Origin of the sequence: Scytonema hankhaensis NUACC26 (genome assembly GCF_045865695.1) — a bacterium.
Lineage (GTDB): Bacteria > Cyanobacteriota > Cyanobacteriia > Cyanobacteriales > Nostocaceae > Scytonema.
Genome location: NZ_BAACAP010000207.1, coordinates 14010 through 34074, shown reverse-complemented (window position 1 = coordinate 34074; position 20065 = coordinate 14010). Strand labels below are relative to the sequence as shown.

23 protein-coding genes and 1 tRNA gene are annotated in these 20065 nt (G+C 40.1%); 12 read left to right on the top strand and 12 right to left on the bottom strand.

The features are described from left to right. The first annotated feature begins 5 nt into the window (after positions 1 to 5). Positions 6 to 581 carry a DUF924 family protein gene (locus ACKTT2_RS25355; protein WP_407891741.1) on the top strand — a complete coding sequence of 192 codons (576 nt, stop codon included), beginning with the start codon at positions 6 to 8 and terminating at the stop codon, positions 579 to 581. A gap of 160 nt (positions 582 to 741) precedes the next feature. Here ACKTT2_RS25355 and ACKTT2_RS25350 read toward each other — a convergent pair whose 3' ends face one another. Beyond that, positions 742 to 1002 carry a hypothetical protein gene (locus tag ACKTT2_RS25350; RefSeq protein WP_407891739.1) on the bottom strand — a complete coding sequence of 87 codons (261 nt, stop codon included), beginning with the start codon at positions 1000 to 1002 and terminating at the stop codon, positions 742 to 744. Positions 1003 to 1232: 230 nt separating this feature from the next. Next, a complete protein-coding gene (locus tag ACKTT2_RS25345) occupies positions 1233 to 2945 on the bottom strand; it encodes a protein kinase domain-containing protein (protein ID WP_407891737.1) in 1713 nt (570 codons plus the stop codon). Between the two features lie 658 nt (positions 2946 to 3603). On the opposite strand from ACKTT2_RS25345, the gene ACKTT2_RS25340 reads away from it, so the two are divergent. Beyond that, positions 3604 to 4008, top strand: a complete 405-nt coding sequence (locus ACKTT2_RS25340; protein WP_407891735.1) for a hypothetical protein — start codon at positions 3604 to 3606, stop codon at positions 4006 to 4008. A 73-nt stretch (positions 4009 to 4081) separates the two neighbouring features. On the opposite strand, the gene ACKTT2_RS25335 is transcribed toward ACKTT2_RS25340, so the two are convergent. The 4 genes from ACKTT2_RS25335 to ACKTT2_RS25320 form a co-directional block, all read right to left on the bottom strand. Beyond that, positions 4082 to 6013, bottom strand: coding sequence for a M48 family metallopeptidase (locus ACKTT2_RS25335; protein WP_407891733.1), 1932 nt, complete (start codon positions 6011 to 6013; stop codon positions 4082 to 4084). 7 nt (positions 6014 to 6020) lie between these two features. After that, positions 6021 to 6608, bottom strand: a complete 588-nt coding sequence (locus ACKTT2_RS25330; protein WP_407891731.1) for a LemA family protein — start codon at positions 6606 to 6608, stop codon at positions 6021 to 6023. 154 nt (positions 6609 to 6762) lie between these two features. Continuing rightward, positions 6763 to 7173 (bottom strand): DUF5615 family PIN-like protein, encoded by a 411-nt coding sequence (locus tag ACKTT2_RS25325; RefSeq protein ID WP_407891729.1) that lies wholly within the window; start codon positions 7171 to 7173, stop codon positions 6763 to 6765. Next, positions 7166 to 7492 carry a DUF433 domain-containing protein gene (locus ACKTT2_RS25320; protein WP_407891727.1) on the bottom strand — a complete coding sequence of 109 codons (327 nt, stop codon included), beginning with the start codon at positions 7490 to 7492 and terminating at the stop codon, positions 7166 to 7168. The genes ACKTT2_RS25325 and ACKTT2_RS25320 overlap by 8 nt, the downstream gene beginning before the upstream one ends. A gap of 35 nt (positions 7493 to 7527) precedes the next feature. On the opposite strand from ACKTT2_RS25320, the gene ACKTT2_RS25315 reads away from it, so the two are divergent. The 6 genes from ACKTT2_RS25315 (at position 7528) to ACKTT2_RS25290 (ending at position 11106) form a co-directional block, all read left to right on the top strand. Further along, positions 7528 to 7758 (top strand): type II toxin-antitoxin system HicB family antitoxin, encoded by a 231-nt coding sequence (locus tag ACKTT2_RS25315; RefSeq protein WP_407891725.1) that lies wholly within the window; start codon positions 7528 to 7530, stop codon positions 7756 to 7758. Positions 7759 to 7940: 182 nt separating this feature from the next. Then, positions 7941 to 8225, top strand: a complete 285-nt coding sequence (locus ACKTT2_RS25310) for an HNH endonuclease (RefSeq protein ID WP_407891723.1) — start codon at positions 7941 to 7943, stop codon at positions 8223 to 8225. A gap of 281 nt (positions 8226 to 8506) precedes the next feature. Beyond that, on the top strand, positions 8507 to 8737 hold the full coding sequence (locus ACKTT2_RS25305) for a hypothetical protein (RefSeq protein WP_407891721.1): 231 nt from the start codon (positions 8507 to 8509) through the stop codon (positions 8735 to 8737). Then, on the top strand, positions 8734 to 8877 hold the full coding sequence (locus ACKTT2_RS25300; protein WP_407891719.1) for a hypothetical protein: 144 nt from the start codon (positions 8734 to 8736) through the stop codon (positions 8875 to 8877). The genes ACKTT2_RS25305 and ACKTT2_RS25300 overlap by 4 nt, the downstream gene beginning before the upstream one ends. Before the next feature lie 550 nt (positions 8878 to 9427). Further along, positions 9428 to 9937, top strand: coding sequence for a hypothetical protein (locus ACKTT2_RS25295; protein WP_407891717.1), 510 nt, complete (start codon positions 9428 to 9430; stop codon positions 9935 to 9937). A gap of 35 nt (positions 9938 to 9972) precedes the next feature. Beyond that, positions 9973 to 11106, top strand: a complete 1134-nt coding sequence (locus tag ACKTT2_RS25290; protein ID WP_407891715.1) for an ISAs1 family transposase — start codon at positions 9973 to 9975, stop codon at positions 11104 to 11106. A gap of 669 nt (positions 11107 to 11775) precedes the next feature. Here ACKTT2_RS25290 and ACKTT2_RS25285 read toward each other — a convergent pair. The 3 genes from ACKTT2_RS25285 to ACKTT2_RS25275 all read right to left on the bottom strand — a co-directional run bounded on the left by ACKTT2_RS25285 (position 11776) and on the right by ACKTT2_RS25275 (position 13965). Beyond that, positions 11776 to 11847 (bottom strand) — tRNA-Cys (locus tag ACKTT2_RS25285). A gap of 278 nt (positions 11848 to 12125) precedes the next feature. Further along, a complete protein-coding gene (locus tag ACKTT2_RS25280; protein WP_407891713.1) occupies positions 12126 to 13628 on the bottom strand; it encodes a S10 family peptidase in 1503 nt (500 codons plus the stop codon). 148 nt (positions 13629 to 13776) lie between these two features. Further along, positions 13777 to 13965 (bottom strand): helix-turn-helix domain-containing protein, encoded by a 189-nt coding sequence (locus ACKTT2_RS25275; RefSeq protein ID WP_407891711.1) that lies wholly within the window; start codon positions 13963 to 13965, stop codon positions 13777 to 13779. A 572-nt stretch (positions 13966 to 14537) separates the two neighbouring features. Between ACKTT2_RS25275 and ACKTT2_RS25270 the strand changes: the two genes are divergently transcribed. Next, positions 14538 to 14951 (top strand): response regulator, encoded by a 414-nt coding sequence (locus ACKTT2_RS25270; RefSeq protein ID WP_407891709.1) that lies wholly within the window; start codon positions 14538 to 14540, stop codon positions 14949 to 14951. A 177-nt stretch (positions 14952 to 15128) separates the two neighbouring features. After that, on the top strand, positions 15129 to 15317 hold the full coding sequence (locus ACKTT2_RS25265) for a helix-turn-helix domain-containing protein (protein ID WP_407891707.1): 189 nt from the start codon (positions 15129 to 15131) through the stop codon (positions 15315 to 15317). A gap of 228 nt (positions 15318 to 15545) precedes the next feature. On the opposite strand, the gene ACKTT2_RS25260 is transcribed toward ACKTT2_RS25265, so the two are convergent. Beyond that, complete coding sequence (locus ACKTT2_RS25260; RefSeq protein WP_407891705.1) at positions 15546 to 16262, bottom strand: hypothetical protein; 717 nt, start codon at positions 16260 to 16262, stop codon at positions 15546 to 15548. A 66-nt stretch (positions 16263 to 16328) separates the two neighbouring features. Then, positions 16329 to 17840 (bottom strand): DUF1565 domain-containing protein, encoded by a 1512-nt coding sequence (locus ACKTT2_RS25255; RefSeq protein ID WP_407891703.1) that lies wholly within the window; start codon positions 17838 to 17840, stop codon positions 16329 to 16331. 368 nt (positions 17841 to 18208) lie between these two features. Here ACKTT2_RS25255 and ACKTT2_RS25250 point away from each other — a divergent pair, with 368 nt between their 5' ends. Both ACKTT2_RS25250 and ACKTT2_RS25245 read left to right on the top strand, forming a co-directional pair. Beyond that, a complete protein-coding gene (locus ACKTT2_RS25250) occupies positions 18209 to 18505 on the top strand; it encodes a hypothetical protein (protein ID WP_407891701.1) in 297 nt (98 codons plus the stop codon). 412 nt (positions 18506 to 18917) lie between these two features. After that, positions 18918 to 19187: a GlsB/YeaQ/YmgE family stress response membrane protein gene (locus ACKTT2_RS25245; protein WP_407891699.1), complete on the top strand. Its 270-nt coding sequence runs from the start codon at positions 18918 to 18920 to the stop codon at positions 19185 to 19187. Between the two features lie 255 nt (positions 19188 to 19442). On the opposite strand, the gene ACKTT2_RS25240 is transcribed toward ACKTT2_RS25245, so the two are convergent. Further along, positions 19443 to 19931: a hypothetical protein gene (locus tag ACKTT2_RS25240; protein WP_407891697.1), complete on the bottom strand. Its 489-nt coding sequence runs from the start codon at positions 19929 to 19931 to the stop codon at positions 19443 to 19445. Positions 19932 to 20065 lie beyond the last annotated feature (134 nt).

Genomic DNA, 20065 nt, shown 5'->3' with positions numbered 1-20065 from the left:
AAGCGATGTCAGAGGCAACTGAAATTTTAGACTTTTGGTTTGGCAAACCAGATGAACCGGGTTATGGAAAACCAAAATCTTCATGGTTTAATAAAAAACCAGAATTTGACGAAGAACTTCGAGTCCGGTTTTTAAGCGCTTATCAAAAAGCAGCAGCAGGACGTCTCGACGAATGGCTAGATGCTCCTAAGAGCTGTTTAGCTCTCGTCTTGCTGCTCGATCAATTTCCCCGAAACGTTTTCCGAGATACTCCCGAAGCCTTTTTAACGGACTGGGAAGCACTCTCCGCAGCGCATCATGCCATTGCTCAAGGCTACGACAAGAAACTATTACCCGTCCAACGCTGGTTTATTTATCTCCCCTTTGAACACAGCGAAAACTTGGAGCATCAACGGAAGTCGGTTCAGTTGTTTGAGCAACTCACCAACGATCCGGACAGCGCCAGTTGTATTAATTATGCTATTCGCCATATGAAAGTCATTGAGCGTTTTGGTCGCTTTCCCCATCGCAATGCAATTTTAGGAAGAACTTCAACGCCAGAGGAAAAAGAGTTTTTAAAACAGCCAAGTTCTTCTTTTTGACAGTGACCAGTTTAACAGTGACCAGTGACCAGTTAATTCCCATACTTCAAAGTAAGGGATTTGAATTATGAATCAATTTCTTTATTTTTTCATAATAAATTTAGAGACTTGTATCGTATATTACATGAATGGTCACTGGTCACTGGTCACTGGTCACTGTTCACTGAAATGCATATTGTTTATATTCTGATAAATTTATTGAATCTTGAAAAGTAATTGGTTCGCTGCCGAATAACACTGCATCTAATTCGCTTTCTGTGAAAGAATAGCCTAGAGTAGCAGCAAAATTAACAATTTTTGTTTTATCCCAATCCCAAACTCCAAATAATCCTTGAATGCAACACTGACGGTAGTATTGCTCGTAAATTGCTCGCTCCGACATCAATGTGTCATAAAAAGCATTCACTTGCTCTAGTGCCATAACATTTCATCTCCCGTTAGTATTATTTGTAGCATCTAGAAAAGCTACATAAATTCACCAGTTAATTCCGGTTACTTCCATTATTCAAAAGGTTTGTGTTCTGGCAAGGATAAATTTAGAAAAAGGGATTAGGGATTGGGGATTAGGGACTGGGGACTGGGGACTGGGGAACTCGGGGATTAGGAAATTAATTTACAATCGCCAATCGCCAATCGCCAATCGCCAATCCCCTATCCCTTATTTGATGCAATACAAGGTCGGATCTCATCCCCAAAAAGCCAGCCTTGAGTACCATCGGGTAGTTCAACTTCAGTAAAATCACCGCGCGAGCGCAAAAATAAAACCCTTTCGCCTAGCTTGAGTTGTTTGATTGTGCCAACTTCCGTTCCTGGTTCGGGACGTAATTTAGCTATGAATCTACCACCTGGAGGGGAAACAATACGACAAAGTTGGGGTTTTTCGGAGAGCCAACTCTGTTGTGCGTTACTTCCGCTTGTATTGTCGGCGTTAAAAAAGACCAATCCACCAATTACACTCGCACAAGCAGCAAAACTGACTCCTAATAAGCGTGGCACTTTGTTAGGTATTGAGGCAATGGTCGATCGACTCGATCGCAAAATCAGCTTTGAGTGTTCTTTGATGCTATGAACTTTGGGCATCCGTATAGTTTTCACAACAGGCTGTTGCGGGGTTATCGGTACAAGTGCGAATTCAATTGGAACATAGCCTGCTGGATAATCTTTGCTTGCGATCGCACTCACCTTAACATTGAGTTGTCCCAAACGTATGTTGCTGCCGATAAAAAGTGGAATTTCACCAGCCAAAAGCAATTGCTTATCAACAATAGGAGGATTTCTTTGGCGTAAATTCCGCAAATAAAACCTTTCCCTTGCTTGATGAAAAAAGATTTCAATATGCAGCCCTGATACGGTTGGATCGTTTAAGACAATATCGCACTCTTCGGGATTGCGACCAATACGAACTCTACCGGGCTTCTTGCTGTGTTGTTTCTCAGTAATTTTACGATTCTTAGCTAATTCTCCTTCTTCCCATTCCAAAGTCAGTTCGTGTAGAGTTGTGGTTGTAACAGTCGCTTGAGCATTTGAACGTTGATTGGGGTGAGATGCTAATTCTCGAAGCGCACACAAAGCCTCAGTAGCTGTTTGATAACGATCTTTGAAGTGATAGCGCGTCATTTGAGTTAAGACAGCAGCTAATCCGGGACTAACACAAGCTAAATGCTGCCATAAAGTTTCTCCTGTGTTCGGATCGTCTTGGAGTTTGTGCGGGTACACACCTGTCAGTGCTTGAATACCCATCATCCCCAAGGCGTAGATATCGCTGCTGGGACGGGGTAAGCGTCTAATTTGTTCGGAAGGCATATACCCGCGAGTTCCGACAATCAGAGTGAGATTGTTATGTCCCGTGCGAGTTGCTGTTTGACTTCGCAATTGTTTAATTGCGCCAAAGTCAATCAGAACTAAGTTGTTATCTGAAGTGCGTCTAATGAGATTGCTAGGTTTAATATCACGATGAATTACTCCTTGGCTGTGGACAAACTCCAAAATGCTTAGTACTTCAATGAGCAATTGGATAACTTGGCTTTCCGTCCATCTAAGCCCTAAAGTTATTTCTTTGTTGAGAGAGTACCCATCTACAAATTCTTGTACCAAATAAAATTCTTGATTTTCTTCAAAGTATGCAAATAGTCGGGGGATCTGGTCGTGACTACCCAACTTTTGCAATGTTTCCGCTTCTTTTTGAAATAATCTTCTAGCAGTTTCTAAAATTTCCGGGTCTGTACTAGAAGATTTGAGATGTTTGAGGACGCATTTAGGATTTCCGGGGAGGTGAGTGTCCTCAGCAATATAAGTTTGTCCAAAGCCCCCTTCACCCAATACTTCAAGGACTTTGTAATGCCCTGCTAGTAACTGCCCAATCATGTTGTGATGGTGATTATAAAAAGATTTCTGCAATGATTCCCCATGTCAAGAAAAGATAAAGGATGAAAAGAATCATGAAGAATCAAGGATCGTAAATAACAACTTTTCATACTTAACACTTGATACTTCACACTTTATCTAACATATTTTTCTAAAGAATAGGGAAAGTAAAATTGAAAATAGTTTGTGTTGTTTGTTGCACTTGACTTGAAGTGCTGTGGGGTCGTTTTCGGTGGATATCAATAAAACGACCCCAGTACATAAATGAATATCAAATCTAGTAAACCATTGTTGCCAGTTTGGCACATTTACTCAAAAGCAAATTCAATTTTCTGGGGGATTTTTATTTCCTCATTTTGTCAAATTTTTATCAATTTAAATTAGACTGTTCGACTCCGTTGAGTCAAAATAACATAAAGCTACCAACATAAAAGTTTGAAATAAACATTAATATCTCATTTGTAAAAGACTCTAAAAAGTTAGACCATATACAGACACACAAATATGTTTCTGTATGTACTAAGTACAGCGATAAGCCGGGTACGGCTTGCGCCTTCATGCGATCGCAAAAGCTACTTTTATAAAAATTTTGAAAAAAGCTTTTTATACAGATAATTCTACGGTAAAAGATAATTTATGTCTGAGTGAAGGTATCCCTATGATGAAGAACTCTTTTCGGCTAGAAGTTGGGACAATTTGTGTCACTATACTCTTGACATTATGTGGATGCGTGTCTCCCATGGATTTAGATAATGTTAAATTTGAATTGCAAGATACGCAACAACAGCTTCAAGAGGCGCAAAAGCAGTTGAAGCATAGCAAACAACAAATCCAAGTACTGCAACAACAACTTAAACAAAAAAATTCTGATATTGTAACAATGAATACTTGTTTGCAAGGTGTAGGGCGAGCGTTATCTGACATGGGAGATGGGAACAGTTCTAAGGCTTTTGTAAATTTATCGTCAGTCGCTCAAGAATGTCGCCAATCCGATATCATTGCAGAAAAAGTGCGCGTTGAGAAAAATAAGATATCTACCATAACAGTGACCAGCGAGCAATAATCACCTGACCAGTGTAGGGGCGCAACGCCGCCGCGCCCCTACTAACTGTTAACTACTTCCTACTCCCTATTCCCTATTTTTCTGCTTTCTGCCTCCTTACTTCTGCCTTCTTACGAGGAATTAAAAATGGAGGTATGGGACAATCCAAAGTAATGACGAGCGCTCGCAACAAATCTGCTTCTTCAAGAGTGACTCGATTATCAACCATCACGGTATGGGCGCAAGCATCAATTATCGCTTGCTTCAATTTGGGACTAGCAAGACGCAAGCGATCGAGGCTTTTCTTAATTCCAGCAAAATTACAAGCAATTGGTGTTTCCGGTTTTTCTTGTTGCTCTACTTTGGGAAGTTTAAAAACTCCGCTACGAAAAGCGTAGGCGATCGCATCGGGTTGAGATTGTCCGACTTTTGCTAGTGCGGAAAGCACGAGGATACAATCTGACCAAATCTCTTGTATGCTGTCAAATTGCTCTGTTTTGGATGAAGATTCTGGATGGATACAAGGTTCGAGACGATGCCACAGCACTATCTGTAAAACAAATTCCCATAGTGATAAGTCGCCACCCACTTTAATCAAACCCTTAACGCATTTGCAAATTTGTTGGCACTCTTTAGGAGAAGATTGACGTAATGCGGGTATTGCTAAATCCACTAGAGGTAAGCGCATACTAGGATCTAACGAGGCTATTTCTTTACCAAACAATAGAGTTTCTTCTACTACCTCAGCAGGTTGTACTTCTCGCAACCACTCAAGTTGGCGATGCTCCAGAGGAGCCGCTTCGCGATCGCGCACCTGAGATTTAGTATGATTTAATGACAGTGCATAAATAATAGCCATTGCACTTTGTTGCTTTTGCAAGCCCAAACGTAGGGATTCTGGTAAATCTGCCAGTATCTTTTGAGCATAAGTAAAATGCTCTGGAGTTACTTTTCCCACTTGATTGACAACCTTTTCTGGGGAAACAGCAGAATCCATCGTAGACGAACTGTTACCAGCAAAACCCATTACCGAACCGTGAGCATGAGAATGGCTTTGAACGCCAGAGCCAGATGGTTTATAGTTCAAACCGCGAATACGGCGGATGCGATCGGAAAGTGGTGGGTGAGTTGCTAGCATATCTTCCCATAAAGAAAGTTGAAGCGCATTGCCAAAAAACATATGACTTGCGGCTTCAGCAGCAGGAGAATACAGCCCCGAACCTCTTGTTTCTAGTTTTTCAAGCGCTCCTGCAATACCATCGGCGTTACGGGTAAATTGGACGGCTGAAGCATCAGCAAGGAATTCTCGTTGTCGGGAAACTGCTGCTTGAATCAAACGTCCGCAAAAAAATCCTACACCTCCAATCGACATCAATGCCAAACCAAACAGCCAAAAACCTCTCTCGTTACGGTAGCTGCTACGCAAGCGTAGGATAAAGACTCCCGTCAGGTAAAGAAACAAAATACCGTGAAGCAATCCTACCAAACGCAAATTCAACCGCATATCTCCATTAAGAATATGGCTGAACTCATGACCTATCACACCTTGCAACTCATCCCGGTTGAGTTGTTCCATGCAACCACGGGTGACTCCAATAACCGCATCGTTGGGAGTAAACCCTGCAGCAAAAGCATTGATGCTTTGTTCTGAGTCAAGGACATAAACAAACGGTACTGTGATGCCAGAGGCGATCGCCATTTCTTCTACAATATTTAACAGTTGTTGCTCGCTAGGATTTGCCATATCTGATATCAGTAATCTTCCACCCAACTCAGTAGCGATCGCACTTCCACCGTCTCTGAGGCAAGCCATTTTGTAAAAGCTAGCTAGAGCAATGATAACTGTCGTGACACCTGCAACGCACAGAAATAATTGTGGATGCCACCAAATTCTAGGAGCCATGCGGAGAAAAAATAGCGTAGCAACGTAAACTGCTCCAATAATTGCCATTATTGATAAAACAAACAACCCAATTAACTGTTGAGTGTTTTGGCGTGCTCGGTCCTGATTTTCAAAAAAATTCATATACTCTTTAAAAAGACACGCGAGGCGCTGTTCTCATTTCTGGTGTGGCTTCTTGCAACAGTGCAGCAGCAACAAAGTTAAAACTACTTGCGATGATATTGCTAGGGAATGCTTCTATTTTTGTGTTGTAAAGAGTTACCGAATCATTGTAAGATTGGCGTGCAAAAGCAATCCGATTTTCAGTAGAAGATAGCTCCTCCATCACCCGACTCATTGTTTGGTCTGCTTTCAACTCTGGATAAGATTCTGAAAGGACAGAGATGCGACTCAATGCACCTGCTAAAACGGCTTCAGCATTTCCCAATTGCTGCATTGCTTGAGGATCTCCCGGATTTTGCGAAGCGCGACTACTTGCAGAGATAGCAGAATTCCGAGCAGCGATAACTGCTTCTAAAGTTTCCCGCTCGTGCTTCATATAACCTTTAGCTGTTTCGATTAAATTCGGAATCAGGTCATAACGGCGCTTTAATTGAATATCAATTTGAGCGTAAGAGTTTTTGTAGCGGTTACGAAATTTTACTAAGTCATTATAGCTATTGACAAAAATCACAGCTAAAGTTGCAATCAATACACCTAAGAAAATAACAATTCCCATAATTTTTTCAAGTATTAGTTTGAGTTATATACAGCAAAAGTTAACTGCGTATGCTCATTGAGTTTAATAGCACTGTGCCAGATTTGTCATCTGTATAACTAATTACGTAATTTCACTAATGAATTTATGTAGAAAACTGCAAGACCACTGCTACTTATCTTGGGTATTCTTGAATAATAAAAACTTGTCTACTAGATTTAGGTTGATTCTGCTTTTTGATCCGAACTGGGCGATTTTGCAGTACTACTGTAGAGTCATAACCTTGCGACTTTAGGTCTTGCAGGTAAGTATAGAGGGACTGAGCTTGTCCTATGTAATCTCTATCAGTTTTACATATGATGATACCGTTGTGAGAAATACCGCTTTGATGCAATATGATGAAGTCATCACGGTTCAGAGTGATGACAACGCGAGCGTTCTGTGTTGCAAAAGTAAGAACACCCTCATCAGGAATACCTTGATTTGCTTGCCCTGCTTCGTAGGAAGTTAGGACATCATATCCAAACTGACGCAGTTCTCTGACTATATCTATTGGAAAATTCTCATTAGAGTAGAATTTAATCATCGTTGTCCTCAGTATACCTGGTAACTGCCCGATCTAGTTGTTCTCGGTGTTGTTCGTAGTATATCCATGCAGCAGTTAAATCATCAGTGTTTAGAGCAGGATAGTTCCGTAGTAACTCCTCATCATCTGCTCCTTGTTGACGAAAAGCGACTAGTGTCCACACAGGAATGCGTGTATTACGAATGCGTGGCTGTCCACCGCATACACCAACTGTTACTTGAATTGGCTTGCTGCTCAATCGCTCTTGTAAAAAGATACGCTCTTCTGGGCTAAGAGATTCGATTATCTGCACTAGTGAATCGACCAATTGCGTGTTCATGGATTACTACCTACTCACAATGAGGAACCAGAAGCATGAGCTATCACTACAGCATGGTAATTCAATGGTCACAAGAGGAGCAACTCTTTTTGGTACACTTGCCAGAGTTTCCCTGGCAGGAGTTTCATACCCATGATAGAACTTATGAAGAAGCTGCCAAAAATGGTCGGGAAGTTATAGAAACTTTCGTTGAGATGCTGACTGAAGAGAATAAACCACTCCCAGAACCTAGAATAATACCAACAAAGCCGTTACAAGTTGCTTAATTAAAAGTCCAAATAAAAACCCCCGCTACCGTCTGTTTTCTGCCTTCCCCCCTCACCATGTCTTTTGAAAATGGGTTGCAGCATGGAAGTGAACCTGATGGGTTTGTAATGTCGTACCAGGAGGGCGATGTTAGGATCGAGTTACGTGTCACCGTTCCCCACTATTCACTCATTTCTAAGCGATGCCGCTACCCTGCGAACTTTGCCATCGAGAGATGCTCGCTCTCACAGAACACCACCTAATTCCCCGCCAAAAGACGAAGCGCAAGGGGCTTGACCCCAGCCCCACGATTCAAATTTGCTCTGCCTGCCATCGGCAAATTCATATTCTCTACGACAACTCTCACCTGGCACTGCACCTAAATACTCTGGAGAAGCTAAAACAAGATCCGCAACTACAAAAATTCCTAGCCTGGGTTCACAAGCAAGACCCGAATAAAAGAGTAAAAATGGAGCGAAAGCGTTGAACCTTCTTTCTCGCTTCGTGCCATTAATTATTAGAATTTACTGTTTTTTTGCTTTAAAGTACCAGTAAAGGTTAGCAACAGTTAAGTCTGGTAATTCTTGCTAACTAGAAGGAGCAAAACCTTTGTATCCAGTTGCTAACGCTTGTTGAGTTATATAATCTTCGGACTCCTTACGTGAACTAGGTAGAATTATAAATTTTAGTTGATCCCGTAGAGATAAATAATGGGATTTTTTTAGTTGGGAGCAGTTTGATAAATGCTCGAAGGAAGTTTTGATAAAGTTGGACTCAATTGTTACGACGATTTTTGATGAGTTCGTCAGATTAGTTGAAAACGCAGTTGAACAAGGGCTAATGTTTTACAGTGGTTTCCTCGCTAGAAAACTCAGGTATCGTCAAGAAACAATAGAACAACGTGAAGCAGAAAAAGCTTGGATTGAGGAGCAGTATCAGGAATTGATGCGAGTGCGGGATGGAATTGAAGCAATTTTATTTAGTAACACAAACTATTGACAAAAATTATAACTTTTATTGAAGAAAATACACGTACTTCTTCAACAGCGAACGCGGAACTTAAAACCGAATTGCAAGAAAGCATTAGCCATCTTGTAACGGTCATTGGGAATTTTGCAGATGAGGCGTACAACGACTAGGGCAAACGCATTAAAATTTGTCAAAAATGAACTTGACAAAAATACATAGGCATGAATCAGAATGCTGGAGATTTAGTTGCTAGGGCAGTTAGCTGCACTTGAGATGTGATGAATTCAGTATTCGGTTCAATCAAACGTGATTACGAAAAGATAATTGGGTCGGGCGGCGTGAAAATGCAACCTTATTGAAGTGATAAAAAGAATTGGAAAGTATTGTAGAACAAGCTTTTAGACTTAATGCTGAAGCCAAGGTAGAATTTGTGTAAGAATCAAAAACCTCAGAAAATGAATAAGTGATAAAATCAAAATTCGGGTATAGGTTGCGCTCGCGAAAACTAGAGATCGCAACCTATACCCGTACCTGAATTAAATAAAATGGAGACAGGCTCATAAGTTGATTTTAGGCTAAGGTAGTAGTTAAAATGATTGTGTGACAAATTCAGTAACTTTCTTGGTAGAATGAAGTCGAATGAAATTGTTAAAAAGTAGCAATCGAGGAGGGCGACGTGAAAACGCAGGCAGGAAAGCTACCTGGAAAAATCCGGACACAATGACTATTCGTGTGCCAAAAATCATTGCCGCACAAGTCATGGAGATAGCTCACAGGCTTGACTCTGGAGAAAAGATTGATTTTGACACTAATTCAAAATCGGAGATAAATGAATTAGTGACAGAATCAATAGCAGACTCTGAGTCCAGCCCGAAGGGCGATCGCCAAGCGATAGTGCCTTCGGCAGAATTCCGAGATGAAAAAATCACAGAATCAATCCAGGGGTTCAAGAGCGAATCTAAACCAATCACAAATTCTCGCTCGTCTAATTTGGACACATTTGAAAATGTAACAAAATCAAATCTACCAAAAACTGAATTAGGGAATGAATTAGTAACAGAATCAAATCCTCCTAATTTTGAAAATGTAACAAAATCAAGTAAGAGTGTAAATGAAGCAATTGAGCTAGCGAAAAAAATGCTAAAACATAAAAAATCAGCCCGTCACACAGTTGCTAAGCTAATCTCAAAACTGTATTCAACTTCTGTATCATTTGAAGATTTAAAATAAATTTTTTCAAAAAATTTCAGAATTATTAATCAGAGATGAAACTAAAACCTAAAATTACTATAGCTGAACATTTTAGCAATATTGATGACCCTAGAATAGAACGAAGAAAATTGCATAAATTAATTGATATAATAACAATTTCTATTTGTGCTGTTATTTGTGGAGCGGACACATGGGAAGATATTGAGTTGTTTGGGGAGTCAAAACAGGAATGGTTGAAAAAATTTTTAGAATTACCGAACGGTATTCCCTCCCATGATACTTTTGCAAGATTATTCGCTCGCCTCAATCCCGAACAATTTCAAAAAAGTTTTATAAGTTGGATTCAATCTATTAGTAAGTTAACAAATGAAGAGATAATTGCAATTGATGGAAAAACACTTAGGGGTTCTTATGATACGTCAAATGATAAAGCAGCCATACATATGGTTAGTGCTTGGGTATCTGCCAATTGTTTGGTTTTAGGACAAGTCAAGGTTGATGAAAAGTCGAATGAAATCACAGCAATTCCTAAATTGCTAAAAGTTTTATGTCTTCACGGCTGCATTGTAACCATAGATGCAATTGGATGTCAGAAAGAAATCGTCAACCAGATTGTTGAACAAGGTGGAGACTACGTTATTGCTTTAAAAAAGAATCAAAATTCCTTATACGAAAGAGTTGACTCTCTATTTAAATCAGCGATTAGTAACCAATTTCAAGGGTTTGATAAAAGCGAATTTCGTCAAGATGAATTAGGTCATGGTCGTCAAGAAATTCGACAATGCGTAGTGTTGAGTAATATTCAAGACTTAATCGATCCAGAAAATAAATGGTCCTCACTTACAAGTATTGGGATGATAAACTCATGGCGGACAGAAAATGAGACAACGACATTGGAAACTCGTTATTTTATTAGTAGTCTGCCTAATAATGCTGAATTATTAGCCCAAGGAGCACGCACACATTGGAGCATAGAAAATAAACTGCATTGGGTTTTGGATGTTCAATTTAATGAAGATAGTTCGCGAATCAGAAAAGATAATGCGCCTCACAATTTGGCAATTCTTAGGCATATTGCTCTCAATCTCTTGAATCAAGAGAAAACAGTGAAAGCTGGAGTCAAACGCAAACGGAACAAAGCCGGATGGGATAATGAGTATCTGGAAAAAATTCTTAGGGAATTATAAATTTATAAATTCAATTAAATTGAATTAATTCTTTAGTGAATTTTGGATAAAAAATTAAAATTTTATCTAATTTCTCTTTGAGATTCTTACAACTATTTCTATTGAGAATTAGAAAAATTATTATGATTCTTAGAAAACATAAGTTTCGTTAATCAAAAATCTAATTTTTCTATAGAAGAGTCAGAATTTGAAAATTATACACTTCATAATTCTGGTTCTTTTGGAAATTTTAATGCGTTTACCCTATACAACGACCGAGAGCAAGCTAAAGCCGACCGAGAGCAAGCTAAAGCCGACCGCCAAAATTTCCAAACTGAAATTATGGAAAATTTAGGAATAAAAATGTTAGAATATGTCTGATAATCAAGTTACATCAAAACAATAAGAGATATTTGTTCGCGAGAATCAACAAACAAAACGTTGGAATTTAATGAAAAAAGTACGAGGTGTTTGGGCAGATAGGGAAGATTTAAATAGTCTGCAAAATATCAGAAAAGAATGGGCTCGTTTGCTCTATAAAGAGACAACTATATATACATAGAACTACTATCAGACAACAAAAACAGAGAGAAAGTAGTACAAATATAACTAAAAAAGAGTTGAGCAAAATCAAATATTTGATAATTCTCAGCATTAAGCTGCCCTGCCAACTGTAGGGCTTTTCTGAAAAGGCGGCACCCAGATTTGAACTGGGGAATGGAGGTTTTGCAGACCTCTGCCTTACCACTTGGCTATGCCGCCAGACTTAGCTTAGTTACTAGTTTTTAGCTCTTAGTTAGTCACCTGCCTACCTGCCATTTAGCAGATCTAGTAGCCAACTGTTAAGCTCTCTTCATCATAGCATAGAGGTGTTATGGTAGCCAACACCTCTACAATAACTTATTTAGCATAAGTTAACAACGCTAGTTCAAGCTAGTTACTTGATGGATACCTGTAGAAGTAGCGGTTGAGCAGAGCACCTTAAATCTATGCTAATCTGTGCATAAATTAGTAATACGCAGCTCGATCTTGAAATTGTATCAAGCTACTGCATTTTGATAAAAAGCTTGTATGTGAGCAAACCATGAAACGCGAGATTCATCCCAAGCATAGAACATATGCCCACCCTGAAAATGTTTTAGAATCAGATTAGGACGAATTACTGGATCTAATTTCATCATATCTGCTAGATGGTTTGAGGAGAAATAAGGAGTTACCAAATCAAAAAATCCATGAGTAATATACACTTGCATATAAGGATTTAAAGCCATTCCCACACGCAAATCGTCTACCGACCCAATAAAGCCCTGCTTAAACTCGCCTTGAATGTCATATTTCCAAGCTTTGAACACTTCAAAATTGAGGAGATGGTAAGACAAATCGGTTTCAACGCCGAGGGTATCCCGTAGGTGACTGTTAATAGCCCCCGTAAATAACCGATCCAATCCACCAAGGGTAGGGTCGGTTCCTTCATAATTGATACGGTCGGGAAAAGGATCGATCGCAGTTATGGAAGCATCGTACAATCCTACAATCCGTTGGCGATCGCGCAACAATTCCCTTGAAAAAACTTCTATACCGATTCTTCCTGAGTGTCTCTCAACAAGCGTTACAGGCAAACCAATTAACCCTGCAAGCTGCTGATATGCTCTCTGACGTTCCTCAGATGTTACACCATCTCCCATTGCCAAAAGTGGAATCAGAGTTGTGCGGGCAAATTGTTCTGCAGCCGTTACGTGAGCTTGTAAATTACCCGGTTCTCCCGCCCATTGAGCGCGTCCATGATGTGCGGCGGCGGCGGCAAAGGAAGGTATCAAAGTTGACCAAGATGTGAGGTTATAGTCGCTTCCTTCAAGCAAACTGAATTCCAAAGCCGGAGAAATCAAAATGGCACCGGAGAGACCAACACCAAATTCCTGTTGTAGCTTGCGGGCTAATCTCGCAACTCGAAAACCTCCATAACTTTCTCCTGCAATAAAGATGGGAGATAGCCATCGCTTCTTTTGCGAGAGAAATCGTTGAATGAACTCTCCGAGTGCTTTCAAGTCTCGCTCGACTGCCCAAAATTCTGTTTCCTTGGGTTTATTTGCCTCCTGAGGATTGGCTTTCTCGCTGTCTTTGCCCTCCCGATCATCTTTGTCTTGAGGTATGGTGCGGCTAAAGCCCGTACCTATGGGATCGATAAATACCAAATCCGTAAAGCTTAGCCAACATTCAGTGTTGTCCACCAAACGAACGGGAGGTTTGGGTAAGCTGCCACATTCTCCAAAAGAAATGCGCTTCGGACCTAATGCTCCCATATGCAGATAAGCAGAAGCAGCGCCTGGTCCACCATTAAAGACGAAGGTGAGCGGTCTTTGCGATGCTTCTTCAGCCTCAGCTAAATACGCCACGTGAAACATTTCGGCAACGGATTTTTCCTGCTCGAACAGGGTTTGCCACTCAGCAATTGCCATGTAGCGGATCTGGCGATCGCTAAGCAATAGTGTATGCTCGGTTGTACTGGACTTACGGGTTGTGGGTGAGTTAGGAGTATCGGGCATATTTATAGCATATTTACAAAGAAACAAGCGGAAAGCTGCATTCGGGCTAAAACCCTCACTTCAATTTTCTATTAATTTAGGCAGTTCTTCGCGTAATCGTTTTTGCCAGTACACGATCGTGAGTCGTGCTTTAAATCAAAACGTAGCGCTAGAGCCTATAAGGAGTGGTAGGGCGCTGCCTGACTTGATAGTCCCTTAAGGCTCCAGTAGAAATCACAGTTCTCCCATATCTTCTAAAAGCAGAGATTTGTCCTTTTTGCACAGCCACATACAAAGTACTCTGACTCACACCCAAACGCCTTGCTGCCTCTGCCAGTGAGACACCTTGCTTCTGCATACGCTGTTGCCTTCCTAGTAATCTAAATTAGACTGCTATCTCATTACATTATAAATATTTTTTAAGAAATTTTAAAAAGTGTAACGAGTGAGTGCTAAGACACGCCGTGTTAGCAGGGTAATGAAGAATCCCTCTTACCTCTACAAAAGCGCTACTGTGCGAAATCCAAGGCATTATGGGTAATGTCGGATGGCAAAACAATGGGGGAAAATTATCTGTATAAATCTAAAGAAAATATTAAACATTAAAAAAAATGACTAATTTGATGAGAATCTAAATATAAGATTAAATTTCTTAATTCAAACGGGGTCAGCCACTATAAAGACCCTGAATATAGAACGCATTGACACTTCCACGGTTTCTTACTGTGGGAGTGTTAATGCATAACCCATAAAGCATTAAATCTGTCAATCCTTAAATAACTGAGTAAAAATACTTAAATCCTACTTTATACTGTTTTTGTGGCTACTTTTTAATGGGATTACAGAAAGTATTAAGCTTTCAAGGAAACAAGCCGTGTTAAGTGTTAATAACAGGTAAAAATAATTCCCTTCAATAGAAGATTACTTATAATGAGTTACACTTTCACCTATCAAAAATCATCTCTAAACAATTTGCGAGTGCTGGTAGTAGATGACAATAACGATAGCTTGGAATTAATCAAAATAATTCTTGAGATACACTCGGTGTTGGTAAAGGTGACGAATAGCGTAAGAGAAGCATTATTACTGTTGGCACAATGGAACCCAGATGTTTTAATTAGCGACATTGTTATGCCAAATGATGATGGTTATTCATTGATTCGTCAAATAAGAATTTCTAAAGATAAATGGATACAACAACTTCCAGCTATTGCTATAACAGCTTGTGTTACGGAAGAAGGACGCAAACTTGCTTTTGAGTCTGGATTTTCTGTATTTGCAGAAAAACCTTTTGACCCCGATGCGTTAATAGCGATTATTGCCCATCTTACTGGGGTTAAGTAAAGTAGAAAATTTCAAGTAGCTTAAATATAACTAGATTGTACATATAACCCAACACAATAACGACCTCGTATTTCACGTTTTATTAGATGTACATCAGAATAATGTTAGAATTTTTTAAGATTGCTGAAACAGTGACGGTATAACCTTCTCTACCAAAAGTGGTAAGCACTATATATTATGGTCAAGCATGGTATTTCGCTTGTAGAAGCAGCAAGACGTTTGGGCGTGAGTCAAAGCACGTTGTATATAGCTTTGCAAAAAGGACAAATCCCTACTTTTAGAAGAGACGGGCGAACTGTAGTGTCCTCTGGAGCATTAAGGGACTATCAAACCGGGAAGCGCCCTCCCTGTGCTTATAGGCTTTGATTCTCCCCCTTTGGCAGAAGCCATTATCAGTATTGCTGTTGCTATATGGGGTGTAATCAAAAACATGAGGATCGTATTATCAGCCCTCACCATTACTTTGCAGAATCGAGTTAATAAAATAGGGAGTAGGGGGTAGGGAGTAAGAAAATTTTCATGACCTCGTTGTGGGCAATCGCCCATAAGGATCTATCTTAAAGATAAGGGTTAAATTGCCTTTACTGAAAAAAATTACACTACACTCGCTCGCACGCCCCGCCCGGACAGCAATCTTCTAGAAGGAGATTCCTCATAGGAAATTGCTTTTAATTTTGATGTAAAAGACTCAGAACCTGCCCGTGTTTCTGGAGTAAATTGACCAATAGGGGGATTGTTAGTCGTAACTGGGACTATCTCCTCTAAATCCTCTAAATAAGATGGCGAAATTTCTTCCTGTTCTGGTATCAAGTTAAGAGATGTGTTGACTCCATTTGTTTCCACGGGGATCGCCTCAACATCAGGTGTCTGTAATGGGAAATCTGTCTCAGCCAATGGCTTCGCAACTTGCTGCGTCGTTTCCTCATATCCTGAAGTAAAAGCAGTGGCTGAGGATATTTTGGCAACTACAGCTAAGCTTTGGGGAAATTTGCTGCAAATCAAGCGTTCAAATTCCATATTGAAATGGAAAATGGCTTGTCCCCTCCTTTGCCAGCAAGTTAATATTTGCTGCACTGAAATTGCCTTATATCGACCTTGATACAGTGCTTCGATCGCTGCTAAGTGCAACCAGTTGCCTGGGTATTGCTTTTGCCAAAGTTCAATAAGCTCAATGGCACTGTAGCCACTCAGGTCAAAACTATAATGAATTAATAAAGCTACTGCTAAGTCGGCAGAAGTTTCCGGCTGTTTTGCTGTAAACATTTGGCTATCGCCTGCTGGCAATAGACATTGATTTTGCTCCCCTCTCATAAAGCCTGTGTGTTTTTAGCTACAGTTTTCTTTGTCAAGAGTTACCCAGAAATCAACAGGTGTCTTTCATTCTACTTCTATTATGGGAAGAGAGACGATATAAGGCGAATCAATAGCAGGAACTGTTCCAATTGCTACTAAAGCTTGGTAAACCATTGCTGCTACTTCAGCTCGTGTTGCTTCTCGATTCCCTTGAATTAACTTAGGATCGGGAAAATTAGCAATAATTTTATTATCTGTGGCTGTTGCAACTGCACTTAGAGCTGCTTTGGGAATGGTATTGCGATCGCTATAATTAACCAAGTCCTCGCTAAATTTTGCCGACAGGGAAAGCCCACTCACTAAGGAAACGATCGCTTGCAATCTCAAAACAGGTTGCTCTGGTCGAAAAGTACGATTGTTAAAACCGCTCACAAAACCGGACTGTGCTGTAATGCGAATGGCATCATAAGCCCAATAATCTTTTGAAATATCTGTAAATTCAGGAACTTGGCGCTTGGCAACAGGATGAAAAGCACCAGCCACCAAAGCAGCATATTGAGCGCGAGTTATAGGTGCATCTGGTTGAAAAGTTCCATCAGGAAACGGGCTTATCAAGTTTTTCTTCAACAATGCTTCTACAAAAGCCGTTGCCCAATGCCCAGCCATATCCGTAAATTTTGTCTTAACTGAAACTGGCTGTACGGAATTTTCCGGCAACGTTACCAACTCAACCAGTCCTCGTACTTGAGAAACCAATAACTGATTTCCGACAGAAATTAACTTTTTAGAAGTCACATTACGGACATCAAATCGACCGTTATTACGAAAAATATTACCTGCTGGTTCTTGAGGGCTACCCAAATCAGGAATTGCTTCTCCATTTATCAATAAACCATCTTGAATATTCTTTTCTATGAGATTGTGACGCAATACCGGATGAGCTTTGCGAGAGAAAGCCATGCCAGTGCTATTTTCTGATACTTTATTATGAGCCACCAAAGGAGCAGCAAAATCGCTAATTGCTATCCCCAAAGAATTTTTTTGCACAACATTTCGCAACACTTCTCCTTTGCTATGACGTGCCATTACCAGACCAGCGATCGTATTTTGTACAAACAAATTATCCCGAATGACAGGTTCAGCAGTCTCGCTCACAAACACCCCTTCCCGTCCGCACTTCGTCAAAGTGTTGTTAGCTACTGTTGGGGAAGTGGATTCAATCCAAACACCAGTTCCCTTTGCCATGGGATTTGTGAGTGTCACGCCTATTAATTGGGCATCACCCTGTAACAATAATGTTATATTTTGCGTCCCGAAACTTTGGCTGCGATACTCACCACTTCCGGAAATCGAAATACCTTTACCTTTAGTTGCTTCATTCCCTAGCACTATTACCCCATCGGGAATGACAAGAGGAAACACCTCACCACTAGCAGAACTGTAAGTTCCGGGTGCAAGCTGAATCATTTTTGCTGATGGTGTTGCTTTTAAAGCACGAGTCAGAGTTCGATAGGGGTTTGACCTCGTTCCAGAATTGGCATCATTCCCCATCACTGGGTCAACATAGAGTGGTGCTATAAGGGTAGAGTGAACCATTATTAGTGAACAGTGAACAGTGAATAGTTACAAGTAAACAGTAAACAGGGAAAAGTGAACAGCGGAAAGCGAGATATCTATAAAATGGGGCAATGGGCATGGGGCATTGGATAAAGAATTATTTTCCTGAGATCGGCTGTTTAGGATAAATGTAAGTCATTAGCGTTTAAAAACATTTGTACTATATTTTTGTCATTATTATAGTAATTTTGTACGAAGGTATCTCTCACAGCATAAGTCCTAATGAATATTCTTTGCCGCTTCTAATCTCAGCATAATGGTGCTTGTAAGAGAAAAATTCAAATGTTTTAATGCAAATGTACTTTATGTAAGTTATTACTTCTTCGTAATTGTTGTAACTTAAAGCCATGAAAAATACATTATTTGATAAAATCTTCCGCGACAGTAATGGCAAAATTGTTATAGCTCAGATGCCAAACCCACCAATTATTGTTTGGGTGGTAGCTAGTTTACTTAAACTAATTTTTCCGACAGGTGAAATCAATCTAGTGTTAGACTGGGTAGCTTTTGGTTCTTTATTTATCTGGGCATGTTTGGAATTATTTCAAGGTGTCAATTATTTTCGTAGAACGCTAGGTTTCATCGTACTTATTGGGGTAATTGCGTCAAAAACTGTGGGTATTGATGCACTTTCACTTTTTTAAGTTTTGAGCGCTCGTCTCATGCTCATTACCCAGGTAGCATCCCAAATTGGAAAAAATACTGGACGATTGGAAATCGCGTCTATACAAACAAAGTCCATCTATGCACTTCGTACATACTATGTGCAAAGCACAAAGCAAATTCGTTCTTAAGTTTTACTCCTTTGGGAGAGCAGATAGCCTCTGAAAAATTTTTAGAATGCAATTACCAAGCAATAAATTTGCAATCTCCTAGTTTGGGACTAACTAGGAGTTTTTTAATTCCTCTAAATCCTAGTGTACATCTTAAGAAATAAATCTATTTACTTCTAACTAAAGGCTTGTCAATAATTAGTTCTAATGACAGATTAAACATAAAAGTCTGAATTGTTATTCTGTTATTGTCAAAGTAAAGCAGTTTACCCCATTTAGAACAATGAATATTATTGCTTGGATTGTTTTAGGTTTGATTGCTGGAGCCATAGCTAAAGCTATTTATCCCGGTCACCAAGGTGGTGGAATCCTAGGAACAATTTTGTTAGGAATTATTGGTGCTTTTGTTGGTGGTAGTTTGGGTGTATTCTTCAGCACGGGACAATTCTCGCTAACCGCCACTGCTCTTAGTATTCCCGGTATCGCGTTAGCAGTTGTTGGTGCGCTTGTTGCTATTTTTGTGTGGAATTTAGTTACCCGTCGTGCAGTGTAAGAAGTCAAAGCACGCTCAGTTTTAATAAACCTTAGGGAGCTAGTTTTTATATTTTACCCCTGAATTTAATAAGAGCAATAGCGCTACTTTCATTTGAAAGTAGCGCTATTATTATTGAACTCTGATTCCTCACTTAAACAATCTATTTGGTCACTAGTCACTGGTGAGTCCAGCGCGCATGAGGCGGGTCTCCCACGCCCAGGCGACTGGCGTTCGCGAAGCGTCTCCGAAAGAGATACCCGTAAGGGTCACTGGTCACTGATTCCTGTTACACCAGCTTAACAACGTACAACCTGCCAGTAGTTTGACTGCTTCTAGCATCCAATAACTAGCGTGTAACAAGTTCATATTTGCCGGAGTTTCAAGAACAGTTTCAAAGATATTCAGTTGAACGCCAAGAGCCGACATTTGCGGAGTCAAGAAATAGGTATCCACTAAAGCTATACCAAGCAGCAACACTGATAAGGCAATTGAACTCAGACGCCACTTAGATTTTGTACTGCATGCTGCCAATACACTAGCTAATACCAAGCTCGCACAGAATAACTCAATGCGATTAAAATTCCAGAAAATCGCGTAACCTGCTGATGCAAAACTGGGCTGAGTCATCATGCCAGTTACATACAAACTAGGCATAATTACCCAACTTAAAATCAGGCTAGCACTCAGCCAGAAACCCAATGTCAGCATAGCAACATCCTGCCAAATGGGTCGTTTCAGTTCGACGTTAGAAATAGCGTTCATAGAAAAATTGCATATGTTTATACTTACAGTGTCTATCCTAACAAAGGATTTTGACAACAAGTATCAATTATCTTTAACAATCATTTGCAATCTGACAAAGAATTGAGCCTTGCCCTAAATTACACCGTAATTTC